Genomic DNA, 17,726 nt, shown 5'->3' with positions numbered 1-17,726 from the left:
CCGGCCCGACCTTGAAGCAGCGATCGGTGCAATGTCGCCTTATGTCATACGTCATCAGATGTGAAGACGGGCGCTTTCCCTCTCAAGATTTCGGTAATTTTTGATAAATTCCCGGGTAAACCCGCGACGTGTTCGAGGACACTCCGGCGTACCATGTCATACGACGACATACTACATAACCGCCACCCAGATGCCGCCGCGGGCTGCCGCTCCGCCCGCCGACACCCGACCGGAGACACCCTTGAACCCGCCCTCGTCCGCCCTGCCCGGCCGCGATCCGCTCGCGTCCGCCGTCTCGAAAGTGAAGTGGCACGTGCTGCCGCTCGTGCTGATCATGTTCATCGCGAACTACATCGACCGCGTGAACGTCGGCTTCGTCGATCGCCACCTCGAAGCGTCGATCGGCATCGGCGCGGCCGCGTACGGGCTCGGCGCCGGCCTGTTCTTCGTCGGCTACGCGCTGTTCGAAGTGCCGTCGAATCTGCTGATGCAGCGCTACGGCGCCCGCGTCTGGCTCGCGCGGATCATGGCGACCTGGGGCATCGTCGCGGCCGCGATGGCGTTCGTGTGGAACGACACGTCGTTCTACGCGCTGCGCTTCCTGCTCGGCGCGGCCGAGGCCGGCTTCTTCCCCGGCGTCGTGCTGTACCTGTCGCAATGGCTGCCGCCGCAGGAGCGCGGCAAGGCGATGGCGATCTTCCTCGGCGGCTCCGCGTTCGCGTCGGTGCTGTCCGGGCCCGTCACCGGCGCCCTGCTGTCGATCCGCGGCTTCGGCCTCGCGGGCTGGCAATGGATGTTCCTGATCGAAGGGCTGTTCTCGGTTGCGCTGTGCGGCGCGAGCTGGCTGCTGCTGAAATCGCACATCCGCGACGCGACGTGGCTCACGGCCGACGAACGCACCGCCCTCCAGAACGCGCTGGACGAGGAGCGCGCGACGCGCGACGTCCGCTCGAACGTGCCGGTGCGCGCCACCGCGCTGCTGCGCGATCCGCAGATCATGCTGTTCTGCTTCCTGTACTTCTCGATCCAGTTGACGATCTACGCGGCCACGTTCTGGCTGCCCACCATCATCCGCAAGATGGGTGGCCTCACCGATTTCCAGGTCGGCCTGTACAACACGATTCCGTGGATGATCGCGATCGGCGCGATGTACGGCTTCGCGGTGCTGTCGTCGAAGTGGAAGCATCCGCAGCGCTGGCTCGCGTTCGCGCTCGTGCTCGCCGCGTGCGGGCTGTTCGCGTCGACGTCGCCGAATCCGGTGTGGTCGTTCGCGTCGGTCTGCTTCGCCGCGCTCGGCTTCAAGGCGGCGGCGTCGCTGTTCTGGCCGATCCCGCAGGGCTATCTCGACACGCGCGTGGCCGCGGCCGTGATCGCGCTGATCAACTCGGTCGGCAACCTCGGCGGCTTCGTCGCGCCGACGGCCTTCGGCTATCTGAAGCAACATACGGGTTCGATCACGGGCGGGCTGTATGCGCTCGCGATCGCTTCGCTCGTCGCCGCGGTCGCCGCGCTGTTCGCGCGCACGCACCGGCGCAGCGATCCGCCGCGCGGCCGGCCGGCCGACGAATCCTTCACGCACGCCCCGATGCTCCGCCATGCCGAACACTGACCGCCTGACCGTCGTCGTCTCGAATGCCGTCGACGGCGACCTCGCCACGTTCTCCCTCGCCGGCGACGGCACGCTCGCGCCGCTCGCCCGCTATCCGGCGGCCGACGCCGCGATGCCGATCGCGGTGCAGGCCGACCGTACGCGGCTCTACGTCGCGACGCGCGGCGCGCAGCCGACGATCGTCGCGTTCCGCGTCGCCGCCGCCACGGGCGCGCTCGCACGCATCGGCACGACCGCGATCGACGCGAGCCATGCGTACCTGTCGCTCGATCGCAGCGGCCGCTGGCTGCTCGGCGCATCGTACGGCGGGAATTCGCTGAGCGTCTACGACGCCGCGCGCGTGCGCGACGGCGACGGCACGCCGCTGCAGGTCGCCGGCGGCATCGCGAACGCGCATGCGGTGATCGTGTCGCCGGACAACCGCTTCGCGTACGTCAGCTCGCTCGGCTCGGACCGCGTGTTCGGTTTCGCGCTGGTCGAAGACGCCACGGGCCTGCGCGCGGTCGAACACGGCGAAACGCGCGTGCCCGCCGGCTTCGGCCCGCGTCACCTGCGGTTCGCGGATGACGGCCGCACGCTGGTCGTCGTCGGCGAATTCCAGGCGACGCTTGCGACCTTCGCGCGCGACATCGACACCGGCCGGCTCGGCAACTCGCACGTCGGCGCGCGCCACCCGGCGGTCGCCGCGCTCGCGCAAGGGCATGCGCGCCCGCCCGCCCCCACCGAGCCGTCCGTGTGGGCCGCCGATCTGCACCTGACGCCCGACGAACGTTTTGCGTACGTCAGCGAGCGCACGTCGAGCCAGTTGCTCGGCTATCGCCGCGACGAAGATGGCACATTCGTGCCCACCCACGCGACGCCCACCGAGACCCAGCCGCGCGGCTTCGCGATCGATCCGTCGGGACGCTGGCTGGTCGCCTGCGGCGAACAGTCGGAACACGTCGCGGTGTATGCGATCGCGCCGGACGACGGCACGCTGTCGCTGCACGCGCGCGTGCCGGGCGGCCGCGGCGCGAACTGGATCGCGATCGTCTGAACGTCTGAAGATTTGAAGGAACATCCGCGCGCGCGCGGGAACCGGCACGCCGATGCGGGTGCGCCATTCGGCGCGTTCAGCGCCGCTCGCTCGGCGCCACGCCCGTCCAGCGCTTGAACGCGCGCGTGAAATTGGCGCGGTCGGTATAGCCGACGCGCGCCGCGATCTCGTCGACCGGCAGGCGCGTACCTTCGAGCAGCCGCAGCGCGTCGCGCAGCCGGATCTCGTCGAGCAGCGCCGAATAGGTCGCGCCGTATTCGGCCAGCTTGCGCTTGAGCGTGCGCGCCGACACATGCAGCTCGCGCGCGATATCGTCGACCGACGGATAGCCGCCCTCGCCGCAGATCAGCAGGTTGCGCACGCGCTCGACGATGCTTTCCGCGTAGCCGAGCCGCGCGAGTTCGGCCTCGCACTGCTGGACGATCATCTGCGCGGTCTGCGCGTTCGCGGTGCCGATCGGCTCGTCGAGCAGCGCGGCGTCGCAGCGGATGCGGTTCGCGCTCGCGTCGAAATGGCAGCGCGGCAGGCGCGCGCGATAGCGCTCGAACCACGGCGGCTCCGGCCATTCGAAATGCAGTTCGGCACGCGACTGCAGCGTGCGCCCCGGCGTCGGATACAGCAGCGAATTGAACAGGATCGCGGTCTCGACCAGAAAGTTTTCCACCGCGAACTGGCGCAGCCGGCCGAGCGGAAACGCTTCGCGCACGTCGATGTCGACGATGCCGTCGAGCTGCGCGAGCCGCACCGAGAAGAACGGCACGCGCGTCGGCAGGTAACGGATGCCGAGCGCGATCGCCTCGCCGAGCGTCGCGCAGCTCATCAGCCCGAAGCCGATCAGCCCCGCTTTCGTCAGGCTGCTGCGCAGGCCGATCTCGATCGCGATCGACGGATCGTCGGTCGCGTCGAGCAGGTTGAACACGATCGCCGCCTGCTGCAGCGGCGTGATGCGCGCATCGGGCTGCGCGAGCCGGTCGCGCTCGACGCCCGAGCCGGCGAGGATGCGGCCGCCGTCGATGCCGCGCTCCTCGGCCAGCATCAGCATGAACAGCGCATACGCGGACGATACCGTCGCCTTGTTCAACTGGCGCGCGGCATCCGGAACGGACGGGACCATGCGGCTCACTCCGGGCGGTTTCGGCGGATTGTAGCGTCGCTGGCCCGCCATGACACCTTGTCGGCACTCTAGCGCGACGACATCCGCTCGGGCGCGCGCCCGCCGGCCAACGTGGCCCGAAATGACACCACGATTGGCACCAGCGGCCCTCGCACGCGCGCCGGCACGCGCCTATGCTTGTCGCATCGGCATTGCGCCCCACTCCTTCCGTACGGATCCCGGTCGATGAGCCACCCCGCACGAACCGCCTTTCGCCACGACGCAGACAAGGTCGCGTACGTCCGCCGCGAAGTCAACGCCGCGAGCGACGCGATCCGCGCGCGGTTTCCGCTGCTCGACAACCAGAACCTCGTCGGCGCGACCGTGATGGCCGTGTCGGTCGGCGCGATGCTCGCGATCGCGTGGCTGTATGCGCGCGGCGCGATCGCGTGGTACGTCGCGCTGCCGCTCGCCGCGTTCGTCACATCGTTGATCCACGAGCTCGAGCACGACCTGATCCACCTGATGTACTTCAAGAAGACACCGTGGGCGTATCACCTGATGATGGCGCTGTGCTGGCTCACGCGGCCGGGCACGATCAACCCGTGGACGCGGCGGCGCATGCACCTGCATCACCACAAGGTATCGGGCGGCGAATCGGATCTCGAGGAATTCGGCATCACCAACGGGGAGCGCTGGGGCGTGAAGCGCGCGCTGATGATCGCGGACGGCATGCTCGCCGTCGTGCTGCGGCCGGCCGCGATGCGTCGCAAGGTGAAGCAGTACGTGGCCGCGCAGCCGGTGCAGGATCCGTCCGAGCGCCTGCAACTGCGCGTCGAGCAGCTGTCGTCGTACATGCCGATCGGTCACCTGTACTACACGCTGTGGCACGCGTTCATCGTCTATCACGTCGGCCTGTTCGCACTGCATGGGTTCGGCTACGCGGTGACGGTGCCGGCCGTCGTCGAACGCGTGATGAGCGTCGTCGATTTCCTCGCGGTGGTGTGGCTCGGGCCGAACTTCCTGCGCAGCTTCTGCATCAACTTCGTCAGCTCGAACATGCATTACTTCGGCGACATCGATTCGCGCAACGTGATCCAGCAGACGCAGGTGCTGAACCCGTGGTGGATGCTGCCGTTCCAGTTGTTCTGCTTCAATTTCGGCAGCACGCACGCGATCCATCACTTCGTGGTGCGCGACCCGTTCTACATCCGGCAGCTGACCGCGCGCACCGCGCATGCGGCGCTGCGCGAAGTCGGCGTACGCTTCAGCGACGTCGGCACCTTCGCCCGCGCGAATCGCTGGGGCGCCTATCGTCCGTCTCGCGGCACGCGCGACGCGCAGGCCGACGCGTAACGCGTGACGCGTGCGGCGTCAGCGCCGGGGTCAATCGCCGATCGGCGGCATCGGCCCCTGCCCGCGAATCCACGACCAGTTCGCGAGCTCGGCCATTTCCTTGTCGCCGCGGCTGTCGCCGTACGCGAACAACTGCTTCGGCGGCCGGTCGCCCCACCATCCGCGCAACCGCACGACCTTCTGCGGCCCCCAGCAGTTCTCGCCGTCGAGCCGCCCGGCGAAGACACCGCGCTCGAACGCGAGCCGCGTCGAAAGCACCGCGTCGAAGCCGGCCGTCTTCGCCCACTTCTCCAGATACAGCGACGGCGACGCGCTGACCAGCACGACTTCATGCCCGCGCGCGCGATGTTCGCGAATGCGTTCGAGCATTTCCGGACGCACGAGGCTCGGCAGATAACTGTCGACGAACGTGCGCGCGTGTGCATCGAGCGCGTCTTCGCGGATCGGCCCGAACGCGAACGACGCGAACTTCGCCTTCGCGTCGCCGCGCGACAGCAGCCCGGCCTTCATCGCGAAGATCCACGGCAGCGCGCGCAGCCCGGCCCACGCGAATCGCGGCGTGCCGACCGCCTGGCGGACGAAATGGCGGAAGCTGTCGGTGGTCGTGATGGTGCCGTCGAAATCGAAGGCGGCGACGATGCGGTCGGTCATGGGGAATCGGCGGGAAAGCGGTGAGATGCGGGGAAGATAGCAGAGTCGGGGCCATCCGCGCGAAACCGTATCGCCCGACACGAGACCACGCGCACCGAAGCGCGCGGTCGCATCGTTCCCTCAGCGCGGCGGCCGCGCGGCCAGCGCCGCCGGCAGCACGACGTTCATCAGGTGATCGGCGCGCGACAGCAGATCGGTCACGCGCTCGTCGAGCCCGCGCAGTTGCGCCGGCTGCATCCGGATCTGCTGGACGGCCTGCCCGACGATGTTGCGGCGATCGAACAGCGTGCGCTCGACGCCCGCGTCGTCCGGCGCCCGCACGACGTCCGACACCGCGCTCAGCGCTGCGAGCACGACCACGAGATTCTCTTCCGCATGGCGAGCCTTCGCGGCGAGTTCCTCGGTCCGGCGCGGGAAAAAGCCGAGCGACTGCTTCAGCGCGCCGAGCGCCGCGCGGTAGTCGACATGGCTGGCGCGACGATGCGGCGCGTCAAGCAAGGCCATCCTTTCCATTTCAATACATTTTGCAATGTATGCGATGGGGATTCCGATGTTGCCTCCGGCAACGTCAGGACAAGTGCCTTGATGGAGCACGAATCCGGATTCCTCTGGGCACGTCGGCAAAGAGAAATGGAAAGTACGTTGAAAGAATTAACCTCTCGCCATTCCGCCGATTGCTATAGATCGCTTAACGCGAGCCCTTGCGTCGCGCCCTAGTACGAATAGCCTTGCGACGCCGGGCGCGCATCGTGACGGCGGCCCCACCACGGCAAGTACGCGTTGTTCTCCCCGCGTGCGCGGAACCAGTCCTTGCCGGGATCGATCGGTGTCAGCTTCGACGGCGCAACCACCACCACGGCCGTCGGATGCTCGGCGTCGGTCGTCCCCGCCACGAGCACGTTTCCGCCGAGATGGTTTGCGCGGCCGATCGCCAACGCCACATCGGTCAGCGCCGCGCCGGCGCCCATGTCACCGAGCAGTGCCGACGTGTTGAAGGTCGCGTCGCGGAGGTCGCTTTCCGGCGCGGCTTGCGCGAGCCCTTGCGAAAGCGACGCGGCCCTTGCCGACGCGGCAGCGCTGCCCTTGCCCGCATCGTGAATAACGTAGTTCAGCGACGAAACAGCGACGCCCGCATTGCCTGCCGCCGCATCGATCGTCGACTTCCATGCCTGCCCTCCCCGGCTGCCGCCCTGCTTCGCGTCGAAATCCTCGACGTTGCGTTGCGCCGCCTTGCCGATCCATGCCAGCGGTTCGCGCTCGGTCTTCAGAGCCGGGCCGGCGAGGAACAGCACCACCATGTTCTCGTTGATCTGTTCGTCCTGCGGGGGAAAACCTGGCGCGTCCCAGTTCATCACCCACACGCTTTTGTCGGGATGCGCGGCCAGGTAGTCCAGCGCGGCGTTCAGCGACGCGAAGCCGGCATTGCCGTGGCCCGACGTCACGCGCACATCGGGCGGCGTATCGCTGCTCCACAGATTTTTTGCGGAGGGGTTGCCGATTTCGTACGCATTTACCATTTCGTCGCGCAAGAACGCGCCGGCAGCTTCAGGATCGAGACGGCCGGCAGGAAGTGCGAGTTCGACACGCACCCCGGCCAGTTCACGCCACTCCCGCTTGTACTTCGAGCCGATGGTGTAAAAATAATCGGGGTTCATCACGTAGCGCGTCCGAAACAACACAAGAAGTTCGCGAATATATTTCTTGTAGAAACCTACGAACGACTCACGCCCCCACCGCCCGTCCGCGACGATGGAAACCGCCTGCAAGGTCGAGTATTTTTTGGGGTTTGTCCGCACCATGTCGTCGTTGGCGTTCGGTTTCACCAACCCGAGCGTCCACAGCAATTGCCACTCGGTCGGATAGTCACGACGCTGCAGCGGATTGAGCCATTCGAGTCCGACAACTTGAGCAACAAATGGCGCGGCAGATGCACCTTCGACAGATTGCGCCGATGTGGTGCTCGTCTCGGCCCACAACGGCGGGAACGACAAGAGTGTTGCCATGACCATCGAGACGCACCCGAAGCGTCTGGCAAGCTTGAAGCAGTGCATGAATATTCCCGATCGAGCCGACCAATCCCGAGCGCTGGTCCGATAATTCATTCCCGTCCGGACGACGCCAGACTCGAAATCAGCGTCGCGCCACACGATGTCTTGTGACCATCGAATGCGGCCGGCTTCCCGTCGACGATGACCTGCGGATCGCCTTCGGCGATAAAGCAGGCCTGATGGCCCGTGATCGGGCAGACACACGTATCACCGAGCCGCGCGACCGGCCGCCCCATCACTTCGCTGACCGCGCTGCCGGTCACGACCTGACCGCCGTGGCTCGTTGCGTCGCCGACCCGGATGATTCCGCGCATGCGTGTTCCTTACTTTGAATAGCCTTGGGCCGTCGGGCTCGCATCGTGACGACGCCCCCACCAAGGCAGATAGGCGTTGTTTCCGCCGCGTGCACGAAACCAGTTCTTACTTGCGTCGATTGGCGTCAGTTTCGACGGTGCAATCACCACCATCGCCGTCGGATGCTCGGTGTCGGTCGTTCCTGCTACGAGCACATTTCCACCGAGGTGATTCGCTCGGCCAATCGCCAGCACCACATCGGTCAGCGCCGCGCCGGCGCCCATGTCACCGAGCAACGCCGATGTATTGAAGGTCTGCGTACGGAAATCGTATTCCGGCAGGACTTCCGTCAGCGTCTGCGACAGCGACGCAATTCTTGTCGATGCAGCATCGCTGCCCTTACCCGCGTCGTGCACGATGTAATTCAACGACGACACCGGCACGCCTGCATTACTCGCCGCCATATCGATCGTCGACTTCCATGCCTGAACCGCGCGGCTCGCGCCCTGCTTGGCCTCAAAATCCTTGACGTTGCTTCGAGCAGCCTTGCCGATCCAGGCCAGCGGCTCACGCTCGGTCTTCAAGTCGGGGCCCGCGAGGAACAGCACCACCATGTTCTCGTTGATCTGTTCGTCGTTCGGCGGAAAGCTCGGCGCGTCCCAGTTCATCACCCATGCACTCTTGTCCGGATGCGTAGCCAGATAGTCCAGCGCTGCGTCCAGCGATGCGAAGCCGGCATTGCCGTGACCCGTCGTCACGTGCACATCAGGCGGTGTATCGCGGCTCCATAGATTTTTTGCGGATGGATTGCCGATTTCGAATATATTGACAATGCGGTTGCGCAGATATGACGCAGCCGATGCAGGCTCAATTCGACCAGAAGGAATAGCCAGTTCGACGTGCACACCCGCCAACTCTCGCCACCTCCCTTTATCATCCGCACTGACGGTATAAAAATAATCTTCATTAGTAAAATACGGAACCCGGAACAGCAACAACAATTTATCAACATATTTCTCGTAAAATCCGGAAAAAGATTCGCTACCTCGATTACCATCGGCGACAATGGAAATTGCCTGCAACGTCGAATACTTCTTCGGGTTTGTCCGAACCATATCGTCGTTGACATTTGGCTTGACTAGACCAAGTGTCCACAATATTTGCCACTCAGTAGGGTAGTCTCTGCGTTGAAGGGGATTCATCCATCCAAGCCCTACAACTTGAGCAATGAAAGGTTTGGATGAACTGGCCCCAGCTATGGCGACTGCCTTATCGGTCGACGAGGCCGCCACCGCGCGAGGGGTTGCAATCACCGTTGCGAACGCAAATACCATGATTGCCACGAGCCCAGGGACCAGCACCAATCGTCTCATCAGATTACCCATACTCAATAACTCTCCCGTCGACTTTCCCGACGAAATCAATATCAAAAATGATGCCCCTAAAGCAAAAAACAACGCAAGACTTGCAATCCCGACTCGGCGCGGCCAGGTAGAAATGACCGCCTTCACAATACACCTCCCAGCTTCAGGAAAAATCCACCATCTCGCTCATCGTATATTTTCCCTGGCATCTTGGCATTTTCGTCTTTTTTCACCCAATCAGGCAAAAACAAATCGCCATGCTTTCCAGTATTTATATAATCCATCAAATTGAAATTAGGATCACCCTTCCTGGAATCACTGGCAAACCTCCAATCAGCTTGAGTTCTGAGATATGTCAAATCATCTTCAGTCAGATAGCAAAGCCCAATTGCAACATCATAAGCCAACGCCTTTTCAGCATGGTCCTTGTTGGTCATGATGGTCGAATGGTTGGTGGGGTTATTCTTGTCCCCGCCGTTCAGAATCTGAAATATCTCCTTGTTCCGCCATTCCGTATAGTCAGCACTCGCTGACTCCGGATTGTCCTCCCCGACCACGGTTCCGATCTCGTCGACCCAGCGACGATTTCCGGATCTCCGCGCTTCCATGCGAAGAATCGAATGATCCTCATACCGCTGCGCAGCCTCGGACGCCGCATCGCCCTGCGCTTTCAGCGCATCACCCTCAGTCTTGAATTTTTCCGACTTCGCGTCGAAGTTGTCGTACGGATCGTCATCGCGCTTGCTCTCCTTCTTGGCATCGCGCGCAGCCGACGGCGGATCGTAACTCTCGTTGAAGCGCCCTTCCTCAATCGGTTTGCCCTGCGCATCGCAAGCGCCCGACGGTTTGTCGTAGCGCAACGCCTGCGGAAGGAAGCGAGTCTCCTTGTCGAGCATCGGTGCCGTAATCGGGATTTCCCAGTCTTTCGGCGGATCGGCATTGACCGCCATGTTAGTCAAATTGAACAGGTAAAGAGCCGGGCTCGTTGCAATCGTGAAAAACTTCGCGATCCACGATTTATTGGAATGCGCGCCTCGTCCAAGACCATACCGTGCAGGTGGTGACGGCGGATACCAGAAACCTTCCTTCTGGTTCTTGTCCTTGCGCCAGTCATCCTGCCAATACCGATAGAGCTTGTTCTCTCCGCCCACCTCGAAATTCGACGCGAACACGCGCTGCGAGAAAACACCCCACCCGTTGGTCGCACTGATCTCGTCGACACTCATCCCGCGCCAGCCGATTCCCTGAACGGTCAAGGCCGAAATGACCTGATCGTGCGGGCAACAGTACAGCGTCACTCTGCCGTACGTGTTTTTCTGGTACAACCCGTGCGCATCCCGGTCCTTGGCTGCGCTATACGGCTTGCCCCCATTCTTCGACGGCCTTGCGTTTTCCATTGCGCGATCCAGATCCTCCGCAGGCATCTCGAGCTCGGCCCGGGCACGCAGGATATCGAAGTACTCCCTCAGCGTTTCCTTGCGCGCGACATAGGTCTCGCGCCCCACGTGCCCGTTCTTGTCGCGCACCCCGCGCTGGGCCCACGAGTCGGTCATGTTGGCCTCGACGAGACTGTACGGGGGATTGGCGAGAACATAGGTATCGGCGACGCAGCGCCCTTTCTTACCCCATTGATCCGTCACCTCGGGCAAGCGGTCTCCAAGGAATGCAGCGGCGAGACCGATCATGTTTCCCTGACTGTGGCACACGATCGTGATCGGCGCGTCGGCCTGTCGCTTGCGGATCGATTCGACCAGGCGTGCAAGCCGCAGTGCGCCAAGCACACCGTAAGTGCGCGGTGGCGTGGAGTAGATTTTTCGATTGCCGATGCCATTCATGTGCTGGACGGTCAGCCACAGGAAAAGCCGATCGTTCAACCCGTCGTTCCACAGATCCGGCAAACTCGTACACCCGCCCGCGAACGGGCCACCGCCCCAGTAATTCTTTTCGTTGAGCATGATCTTGTCGCCATACTCCTTCAGCTCCTCCGCGTTCGCGGCATAGCCCCACCGAAAGTGGATGACGGGCGAAAAGGACGGATCGGGCTTGATGTACGTCTTCGACGACATGTCCGGATTCAGGAAACCGTCTGGCGTCAGGCTTTCGATATAGCTGACCGGCGTCATCTGCCCGGCCACCGGCCCCCAATGGAACAGTTGATCGTCATAACGCCCCATGCGCCGGTTCAATCCGGCACACAACCCCTTCTCGGCGTCCTTGAACCATTCCCCTTCCGAATTCACCCCGTGCACGAAAATGACGACGCCCGGCAACGGCATCTGCATCACGCACTCGAGGTCGTTGCGGTTGAACAGTGTCGTCCCCAGTCCACCGCCCACCGAAGTCTGCGACGGGTCGTCCGTCGACGGTTGCCCGCCCGGGTTCTGCGCAAAGTTGTAGTTGAACATGTTGTTTTTCTTGAAGACTCAGCTCAGGTTCTGGACTTGAAAAAGCGAACCGCCAATTGTTCGAACTGATCGCTGCTGACCGGCGCCAGCTTGCCTTGCGCGTCGGTCTTCCCCTTGATCAATTCGCCCGACGCCTTTCGCACCTCGGCTTCCATGCCCTCGACCGGCTGCCCGTCCGTGGCGCGTACCAGCTTCGGCACGCGCCCCAGCGAGCCTTGGTCGAACTTCGGAAAGTCGGCGCTCATGCTCGCCGGCCCGGCCCACGTATGCGACGCGGACTTGACGGTGAAACTCCCCGGACACCCGAGCTCGATATCGCCGCCATGCAGCTTCAGATACGCGCCGCCCGACGTCACGAACACGACCTGCTCGCTGGCCATGCCCGCGAGCTTGCCGCCGCCCGCCGTCATCTGGATGTTCTTCGCCGAATCGATCTGCGTGTCGTCGTTCTGGCTCTGCAGCGCAACTTTCCCCTGGTTGGCGATTGCCGACACGCCTTCGCTGTGCGCAAACATCGCGACACCGTGCCCGGCCTGCAGGTTGATCCGCTGCCCGCTCGTGTACTGCAGGTGGTTCTGCGCGACGACATCGACGTTGCCGCCCGCATGGGTCGTCACGGTCTTCGGCGTCGCCATGCTGATGCCGGCCGGTGCGGTGATGCCGATCGCGGCCATCGGCGCGCCTGACGACTCACCGCCGCCGGACGCCTCGCCATTCGGCCAGCCTTTCACCGTGGTCACGAGTGCATCGTGCGGCTGCGTATCGGGCGCGACGCCCTGATGCTGGCCCGCATAGTCGCCGAGACTCTTGAACAGCTCGACGCATTCCTGCATCAGTTGCAGATACTCGTCCCGCGCGAGGTGGCCGTCACTGGCGCGCAGCCGCTCCCAGGCCGAAATCAGTATCGCCTTGCCGCTTCGAATCGCCACGTGCGCATCGCTGCGCAATTCCGCGCCTTCGCCGCGCGCCGCCCCCTGCCCGTTGTCGCGCGGCTGCGTCAGATAGCCGAGGTTCAGCTGACTGTACGCATGCTCGCTCGCCAACTGACTGCTGATCTGCCCGGGCGTATCGTCGAAGCGGATCTGGTTGTACCGCTGCCCCTTGATTTCCTTCGTCTTCGTGCCGGAAAGATAGCGGTTGCCCGGCAGCGCGCCGGTATGACTGAAGGTCGCCGGCATGTTCGGCCCATTGGCCAGCACACCCATCACGACGAGCCGGTCCGGATCGCCGCCGATATGGCCGATCAGCACTTCCATGCCGACGCGCGGCAACGTATTCGCGCCGAAACTCGGCCCGGCTAGCGCGCAGGCGACGCGCACCGGTGCGCTGTCGGACGGCGTGCCACTCGTGCCGGCACCCTGCGCGTGCGCATGATCGTCCGCGCTCAGCCCCTGGATCCGCACCCGGATGCGGCCCATTTCATCGCAGAACACCTCCTCGCCCTCCGGCCCGACGACGACGGCCGTCATCGGATGCACGGGCGGCAGGTCGACGTGCGGATCGTAGGCAGGCGTCAGCGGCACGCCGCGCCGCACGCACGAGAACGTGTTCTCGTAGCGCCTGTCGCTTTCGTCGCCCGGCTTGCCGCTCACGTCGGTCGGCACCGCGCTGAACAGCACGCGGCTTGCCGCGAACAGCGATTGCGCGCGCTCGTTCAGTTCCTTCGGCAGATTGTTTCGCACGCAATGATGAAGCGACGTGACGACAAACTGCCGCTGTTCAGCCGGCAACGTGTCGAGTTGCGGATGCTCCGCGAGCGCAAACCAGTGACCGACGGCCAGATCACGCACGTTGCTCACGCCGTCGACGGATTCGGCGCGCAGTTCATGCGCCAGCATCCGGTCCTTGCCGATTCGGTCGAGATCGGACGACGAATCCCCGGCGTGCGGGATATCGATCACGACGTCGGCCAGCAAATGCCCGAGGTCGTTGCCACTGTCGCCCTGATCGACGATCGTCGCCTGCTCGGTTTGGGACATCCGGCCGCTCTTGTAGTCCCACGTCGGCCGGACGATCTTGCCCGGAATCAACCGGCGGCTCGTCGCCCACAGCGTGATCGAGTCGCGCTCTTCGGTGGCGGCGTCACGGTGGTAGCGGATGGTGCCGGCGGCCGTCTGCGGCAACTTCATCGAGTCGTCGGCAAAGACGAGCGTATGCACCGGCGTGTCGTGCGCATTGCCGCTCGCCCGCTCCCCGGCCTTGCCCGCCTTGACGAATACGGTCGCTCCCTCCCGTCGCAACAGGCGCCGAATGAAATGCGCGTCCGACTCGTTGACCTGCCGTGTGAGTTCCCGCGCGGGGTAACGCTCGGCTTGCAGACCGGACAGATCGAATTCGAATGCGCCCGCGAGCGCCGAGCTGCGCTGGCGCCATTCCTGAAGCAGCACACCCAGGATGTCGGGGAGGCTCTTGGACCGAAACAACCGCGAATTGGTGCGCCGCTCCATCACGGACAGCACGTCGCGAATCGTCAGCTGGTAGCAGGTCAGTGAACCGTCCGATTGTCCGGTGCGAACGTCGGTGACAATGCCGTTGATGGTATGGAGACGCCCGCGATCGGTCGTCATCTCGACGGAGACCGGCAGCCCGATGAAGCTGCGGATCGGAAGATCGGCCCGCGCTGACACGCAGGTCAGATGCCCCTCGATGCCCGTCATCAACCCTTCGCGGATATCGGCATACTGGAGCGCAAGCACCTGCTCGAGCGTTTTCTGGGCGGCCCCCCAGTTCATGCGAACCGGCCGATTGTTCTGATCGACCACCCCGGACGCAAACGTGCGCAGCAATTCGGCTGTATTCACAGCGTGACTCTCAGGATTTTGTTTGACTTCGTTATTCGGCAAGCAATCACGCCCGCTGGTCCGTCCTGGGAGTGCCGCCCGTCTGATTTTCGGCGAGCATAACAAATTTGTCGGCTTGGTGACGGCTTTTTGACAGGATTTAGAATCCTTTTTGCGAAGCGTCCGAACGGACTCAACCGTTCACATTCTTTCGAACCGGGACGTTCCGTGTCCGATGTAGCGAACAGGTCGTACGGGTCGTCACGATCTGACGCAGGGCGACGCGCGCTCGGTATGAATCGACGATTTTCCGACAGGCGCGGAAGGGAGTGGCGGGCTGCCGCCAGAGTTTGCTATACTCTCGGTCTTCCGGAGAGATGGATGAGTGGTTTAAGTCGCACGCCTGGAAAGCGTGTATAGGTTAATCGCCTATCGGGGGTTCGAATCCCCCTCTCTCCGCCAGAATACGTGAGGCCCCTGATTTCCCTAGGAATCAGGGGCTTTTCATTTTGGGACCGCCGACACGCCATACATCGCCCCGCCCCCTCACGGATGCCGAATGTAATCCACCAACGCCCGCGTATACTCATCCGGCCGCCTGTCGCACAGACTCACCACGATCGCCACCGCAAACCCCGCCGGCACCCCGAACACGCCCGAACTGATCGGCTCGATCCCGAACCACGTGCGCCCGGCGAACCCGGTCAGTTGCGTGAAGAACGGATACGTCGACACGATGTAGTACACGCACACCGCCAACCCCGTCACCATCCCGGCAATCGCGCCACGCGTCGTCGTGCGCTTCCAGAACACCCCCAGCACCAGCACCGGAAAGAAGCTCGACGCCGCCAGCGAAAACGCGGCGCCGACCAGAAACAGAATCTTCCCGGTATTGAGCGACGCGACATACGACGCGAACAGCGCCACCCCGAGCAGCAGCACCTTCGAGATCGTCACGCGCCGCTGGCTCGACGCATCGGGCGCGACCATGCAGTAGTAGACGTCGTGCGACAGTGCATTCGCGATCGTCAGCAGCAGCCCGTCCGCGGTCGACAGCGCCGCGGCCAGCGCACCGGCCGCGATCAGCCCCGACACCACGTACGGCAGCCCCGCGATTTCCGGCGCGGCCAGCACGACCATGTCCGGCTGCATCTGGATTTCCGACCAGTGCACGATGCCGTCGCGAATCACCTCGACGACGCTGATCAGGTCGGGCTCGAAGTGATGCCACTGCGTGACCCACCCCGGCAATTCGGCGAACGGCCGCCCGACGAGATTCGCGAGGATCTCGTACTTGATCAGCACCGCGAGCACCGGCACGCTCAGGTAGAACAGCGCGATGAAGAACAGCGTCCAGCCGACCGAGCGCCGTGCCGACGCAACCGACGTGGTCGTGTTGTAGCGCGTCAGGATGTGCGGCAGGCTCGCGGTACCGAGCGACAGGCACAGCAGCAGCGCGAGGAAATTCCGCTCGCGCGGCTTGCGTTCGTCTTCGCTCGCGGCCGGAAACGGCTCGTGCATCGGCACGGGCGGCTCGGCACGCGCGAGCAGGTCGTCGCGCGCCTGCGTCCACGCCACGCGCGCCGCCGCCGGATCGCGCGGGAAATCGGCCAGCTCGCGCTCGCGCTGGCTGATCTCGCGCAGCGGCCCGTTGTGGCGCCGCAGGTCCGCAAGCTGGTCGACGAGATGACGGCGCGCGTCCGCATAGGACGCCGGCAACCGGTCGAGCCGCGTCTGGATGGCCGCGGCTTGCCGGCGGTACGCATCGCGCACCTGCTGCTCGTCGCGCGCGTCGCGCACCTGCGCCTCGCGCGCCGCGACGCGCTCCATCAGCTTGCCGTAATTGAACTGCGGCACGGGGCCGAGCCCGTTCTTCATCGCGATCAGCGACACCGGAATCAGGATCGCGCTGATCAGGATGATGTACTGCGCGACCTGGGTCCACGTGACCGCACGCATCCCGCCGAGAAACGAGCACACGAGAATGCCCGCGAGCCCGCAGAAGATGCCGATCGCGAAATCGACCCCGATGAAGCGCGTCGCGATCAGGCCAATCCCCTGGATCTGCGCGACCAGGTACACGAACGAACACAGGATCGCCGCGCCAGCCGCGAGCGCGCGCACGGCCGTGCTGGAAAAGCGCGTGCCGAGAAAATCGGGAATCGTGTAGCGCGCGAGCTTGCGCACATACGGCGCGAGCAGGAACGCGACGAGGCAGAACCCGCCCGTCCAGCCCATCACGTACGCGAGTGCGTCGTAACCGGTCGCGTAGAGCGAGCCGGCCAGGCCGATGAACGACGCGGCCGACAGCCAGTCGGCCGCCGTCGCCATCCCGTTGAACGCGGACGGCACGCGCCGCCCGGCCACGTAGTACTCGACGAGATCGGACGTGCGCGACAACAACCCGATCACCGCGTACACGGCGATCGGCACGAACAGGAACACGTAGCCGATCCACACGCCCGAGCCCGTCGCGCGCTCGATCCGCCACATCAGCAGCACGAAACCGAGAAACCCGAGCGTGTAGAGCGCGTAAGCGCGTATCAGTCGATGTGTCAGCATGAATCAGCGCCCGCCGTTCGCATGGCCGGCGCACGCCGCATGCTCGTCGTACGCGCGGCGCAGCGTGCGGTCCGCGCGCTGCATCAGCCCGATGTAGACGACGATCAGCACGAGGTACACGAGAATCGCGCCCTGTGCGCCGACATAGAACGGCAGGCTGAAGCCGGCGAAGCGAACCCCGGCGAGCGCGGGCCCGAAGAACGGCACGATGAACGACACCGCGAAACCGATCACCATCAGCACCGCGATCAGCGCGACGTTGAAGCGCCAGTAGCGTGCGTGCGCACGCGCGAGCGGCGCGGGAACGGGAGGTGGCGCAGCAGGCGCCGGACGGGTCGGAACGGTCATGCCGTTATGTAGCAAAAAGCCCCTGCGCGGGCAATCGGGATTGCCGCGCAGGGGCTCGCGCGCGTGATGCGCAACCGGCAGGCGCTCAGCGCACTTCGGTGAGCTGCTCGAGGATGGCCGGATTCTCGAGCGTGGACGTATCCTGCGTGATCGCCTCGCCCTTCGCGAGCGAGCGCAAGA

The 17,726-nt window shown here is 64.3% G+C and carries 13 protein-coding genes and 1 tRNA gene; 4 read left to right on the top strand and 10 right to left on the bottom strand.

Annotation, left to right across the window (positions count from 1 at the left end; all coding sequences use genetic code 11):
- Positions 1-241: 241 nt before the first annotated feature.
- Both C5F75_RS07035 and C5F75_RS07030 read left to right on the top strand, forming a co-directional pair.
- Positions 242-1,609, top strand: coding sequence for an MFS transporter (locus tag C5F75_RS07035; RefSeq protein WP_060966360.1), 1,368 nt, complete (start codon positions 242-244; stop codon positions 1,607-1,609).
- On the top strand, positions 1,596-2,645 hold the full coding sequence (locus tag C5F75_RS07030; RefSeq protein ID WP_104012008.1) for a lactonase family protein: 1,050 nt from the start codon (positions 1,596-1,598) through the stop codon (positions 2,643-2,645). Before C5F75_RS07035 ends, C5F75_RS07030 begins: the two co-directional genes overlap by 14 nt.
- Positions 2,646-2,721: 76 nt before the next feature.
- Here the strand turns inward: C5F75_RS07030 and C5F75_RS07025 are convergent, their stop codons facing one another.
- Positions 2,722-3,759: an AraC family transcriptional regulator gene (locus C5F75_RS07025; RefSeq protein WP_059640038.1), complete on the bottom strand. Its 1,038-nt coding sequence runs from the start codon at positions 3,757-3,759 to the stop codon at positions 2,722-2,724.
- Between the two features lie 225 nt (positions 3,760-3,984).
- Here C5F75_RS07025 and C5F75_RS07020 point away from each other — a divergent pair, with 225 nt between their 5' ends.
- A complete protein-coding gene (locus tag C5F75_RS07020; RefSeq protein WP_104012007.1) occupies positions 3,985-5,094 on the top strand; it encodes a fatty acid desaturase in 1,110 nt (369 codons plus the stop codon).
- Positions 5,095-5,124: 30 nt separating this feature from the next.
- On the opposite strand, the gene C5F75_RS07015 is transcribed toward C5F75_RS07020, so the two are convergent.
- The 7 genes from C5F75_RS07015 to C5F75_RS06985 form a co-directional block, all read right to left on the bottom strand.
- On the bottom strand, positions 5,125-5,745 hold the full coding sequence (locus C5F75_RS07015) for an HAD family hydrolase (protein ID WP_104012006.1): 621 nt from the start codon (positions 5,743-5,745) through the stop codon (positions 5,125-5,127).
- A 120-nt stretch (positions 5,746-5,865) separates the two neighbouring features.
- Positions 5,866-6,249, bottom strand: a complete 384-nt coding sequence (locus C5F75_RS07010) for a hypothetical protein (RefSeq protein WP_258048545.1) — start codon at positions 6,247-6,249, stop codon at positions 5,866-5,868.
- 209 nt (positions 6,250-6,458) lie between these two features.
- Positions 6,459-7,796, bottom strand: coding sequence for a virulence factor (locus C5F75_RS07005; protein WP_104012005.1), 1,338 nt, complete (start codon positions 7,794-7,796; stop codon positions 6,459-6,461).
- A 47-nt stretch (positions 7,797-7,843) separates the two neighbouring features.
- The gene (locus tag C5F75_RS07000) at positions 7,844-8,107 is read right to left on the bottom strand and encodes a PAAR domain-containing protein (protein WP_060966367.1); all 264 of its coding nucleotides are present in this window, start codon (positions 8,105-8,107) and stop codon (positions 7,844-7,846) included.
- A 9-nt stretch (positions 8,108-8,116) separates the two neighbouring features.
- On the bottom strand, positions 8,117-9,598 hold the full coding sequence (locus C5F75_RS06995) for a virulence factor (RefSeq protein ID WP_180278202.1): 1,482 nt from the start codon (positions 9,596-9,598) through the stop codon (positions 8,117-8,119).
- The gene (locus C5F75_RS06990; RefSeq protein ID WP_104012004.1) at positions 9,595-11,856 is read right to left on the bottom strand and encodes a T6SS effector phospholipase Tle3 domain-containing protein; all 2,262 of its coding nucleotides are present in this window, start codon (positions 11,854-11,856) and stop codon (positions 9,595-9,597) included. Before C5F75_RS06990 ends, C5F75_RS06995 begins: the two co-directional genes overlap by 4 nt.
- A gap of 23 nt (positions 11,857-11,879) precedes the next feature.
- On the bottom strand, positions 11,880-14,657 hold the full coding sequence (locus tag C5F75_RS06985; RefSeq protein ID WP_104012003.1) for a type VI secretion system Vgr family protein: 2,778 nt from the start codon (positions 14,655-14,657) through the stop codon (positions 11,880-11,882).
- Between the two features lie 350 nt (positions 14,658-15,007).
- On the opposite strand from C5F75_RS06985, the gene C5F75_RS06980 reads away from it, so the two are divergent.
- Positions 15,008-15,098: transfer RNA gene (locus tag C5F75_RS06980), tRNA-Ser, on the top strand.
- An 84-nt stretch (positions 15,099-15,182) separates the two neighbouring features.
- Here C5F75_RS06980 and C5F75_RS06975 read toward each other — a convergent pair.
- Together C5F75_RS06975 and C5F75_RS06970 are read right to left on the bottom strand one after the other, a co-directional pair.
- Positions 15,183-17,198 carry a sodium:solute symporter family protein gene (locus C5F75_RS06975; RefSeq protein ID WP_060010400.1) on the bottom strand — a complete coding sequence of 672 codons (2,016 nt, stop codon included), beginning with the start codon at positions 17,196-17,198 and terminating at the stop codon, positions 15,183-15,185.
- Between the two features lie 3 nt (positions 17,199-17,201).
- Positions 17,202-17,546 carry a DUF4212 domain-containing protein gene (locus tag C5F75_RS06970; protein WP_060010396.1) on the bottom strand — a complete coding sequence of 115 codons (345 nt, stop codon included), beginning with the start codon at positions 17,544-17,546 and terminating at the stop codon, positions 17,202-17,204.
- Positions 17,547-17,726: the final 180 nt, after the last annotated feature.

It is taken from the genome of Burkholderia anthinoferrum (genome assembly GCF_002925705.1).
In the GTDB taxonomy this organism is placed as follows: domain Bacteria; phylum Pseudomonadota; class Gammaproteobacteria; order Burkholderiales; family Burkholderiaceae; genus Burkholderia; species Burkholderia semiarida.
Note: the sequence above shows the minus strand (reverse complement) of the source record. Positions and strands in the feature narration are given on the sequence as shown.

Bases quoted from the DNA above. Each gene is read 5' to 3' on its own strand.
- C5F75_RS07030 (WP_104012008.1), top strand. From the start codon at position 1,596: ATGCCGAACACTGACCGCCTGACCGTCGTCGTCTCGAATGCCGTCGAC.
- C5F75_RS07025 (WP_059640038.1), bottom strand. From the start codon at position 3,759: ATGGTCCCGTCCGTTCCGGATGCCGCGCGCCAGTTGAACAAGGCGACG.
- C5F75_RS07020 (WP_104012007.1), top strand. From the start codon at position 3,985: ATGAGCCACCCCGCACGAACCGCCTTTCGCCACGACGCAGACAAGGTC.
- C5F75_RS07015 (WP_104012006.1), bottom strand. From the start codon at position 5,745: ATGACCGACCGCATCGTCGCCGCCTTCGATTTCGACGGCACCATCACG.
- C5F75_RS07010 (WP_258048545.1), bottom strand. From the start codon at position 6,249: ATGGCCTTGCTTGACGCGCCGCATCGTCGCGCCAGCCATGTCGACTAC.
- C5F75_RS07005 (WP_104012005.1), bottom strand. From the start codon at position 7,796: ATGCACTGCTTCAAGCTTGCCAGACGCTTCGGGTGCGTCTCGATGGTC.
- C5F75_RS07000 (WP_060966367.1), bottom strand. From the start codon at position 8,107: ATGCGCGGAATCATCCGGGTCGGCGACGCAACGAGCCACGGCGGTCAG.
- C5F75_RS06990 (WP_104012004.1), bottom strand. From the start codon at position 11,856: ATGTTCAACTACAACTTTGCGCAGAACCCGGGCGGGCAACCGTCGACG.
- C5F75_RS06975 (WP_060010400.1), bottom strand. From the start codon at position 17,198: ATGCTGACACATCGACTGATACGCGCTTACGCGCTCTACACGCTCGGG.
- C5F75_RS06970 (WP_060010396.1), bottom strand. From the start codon at position 17,546: ATGACCGTTCCGACCCGTCCGGCGCCTGCTGCGCCACCTCCCGTTCCC.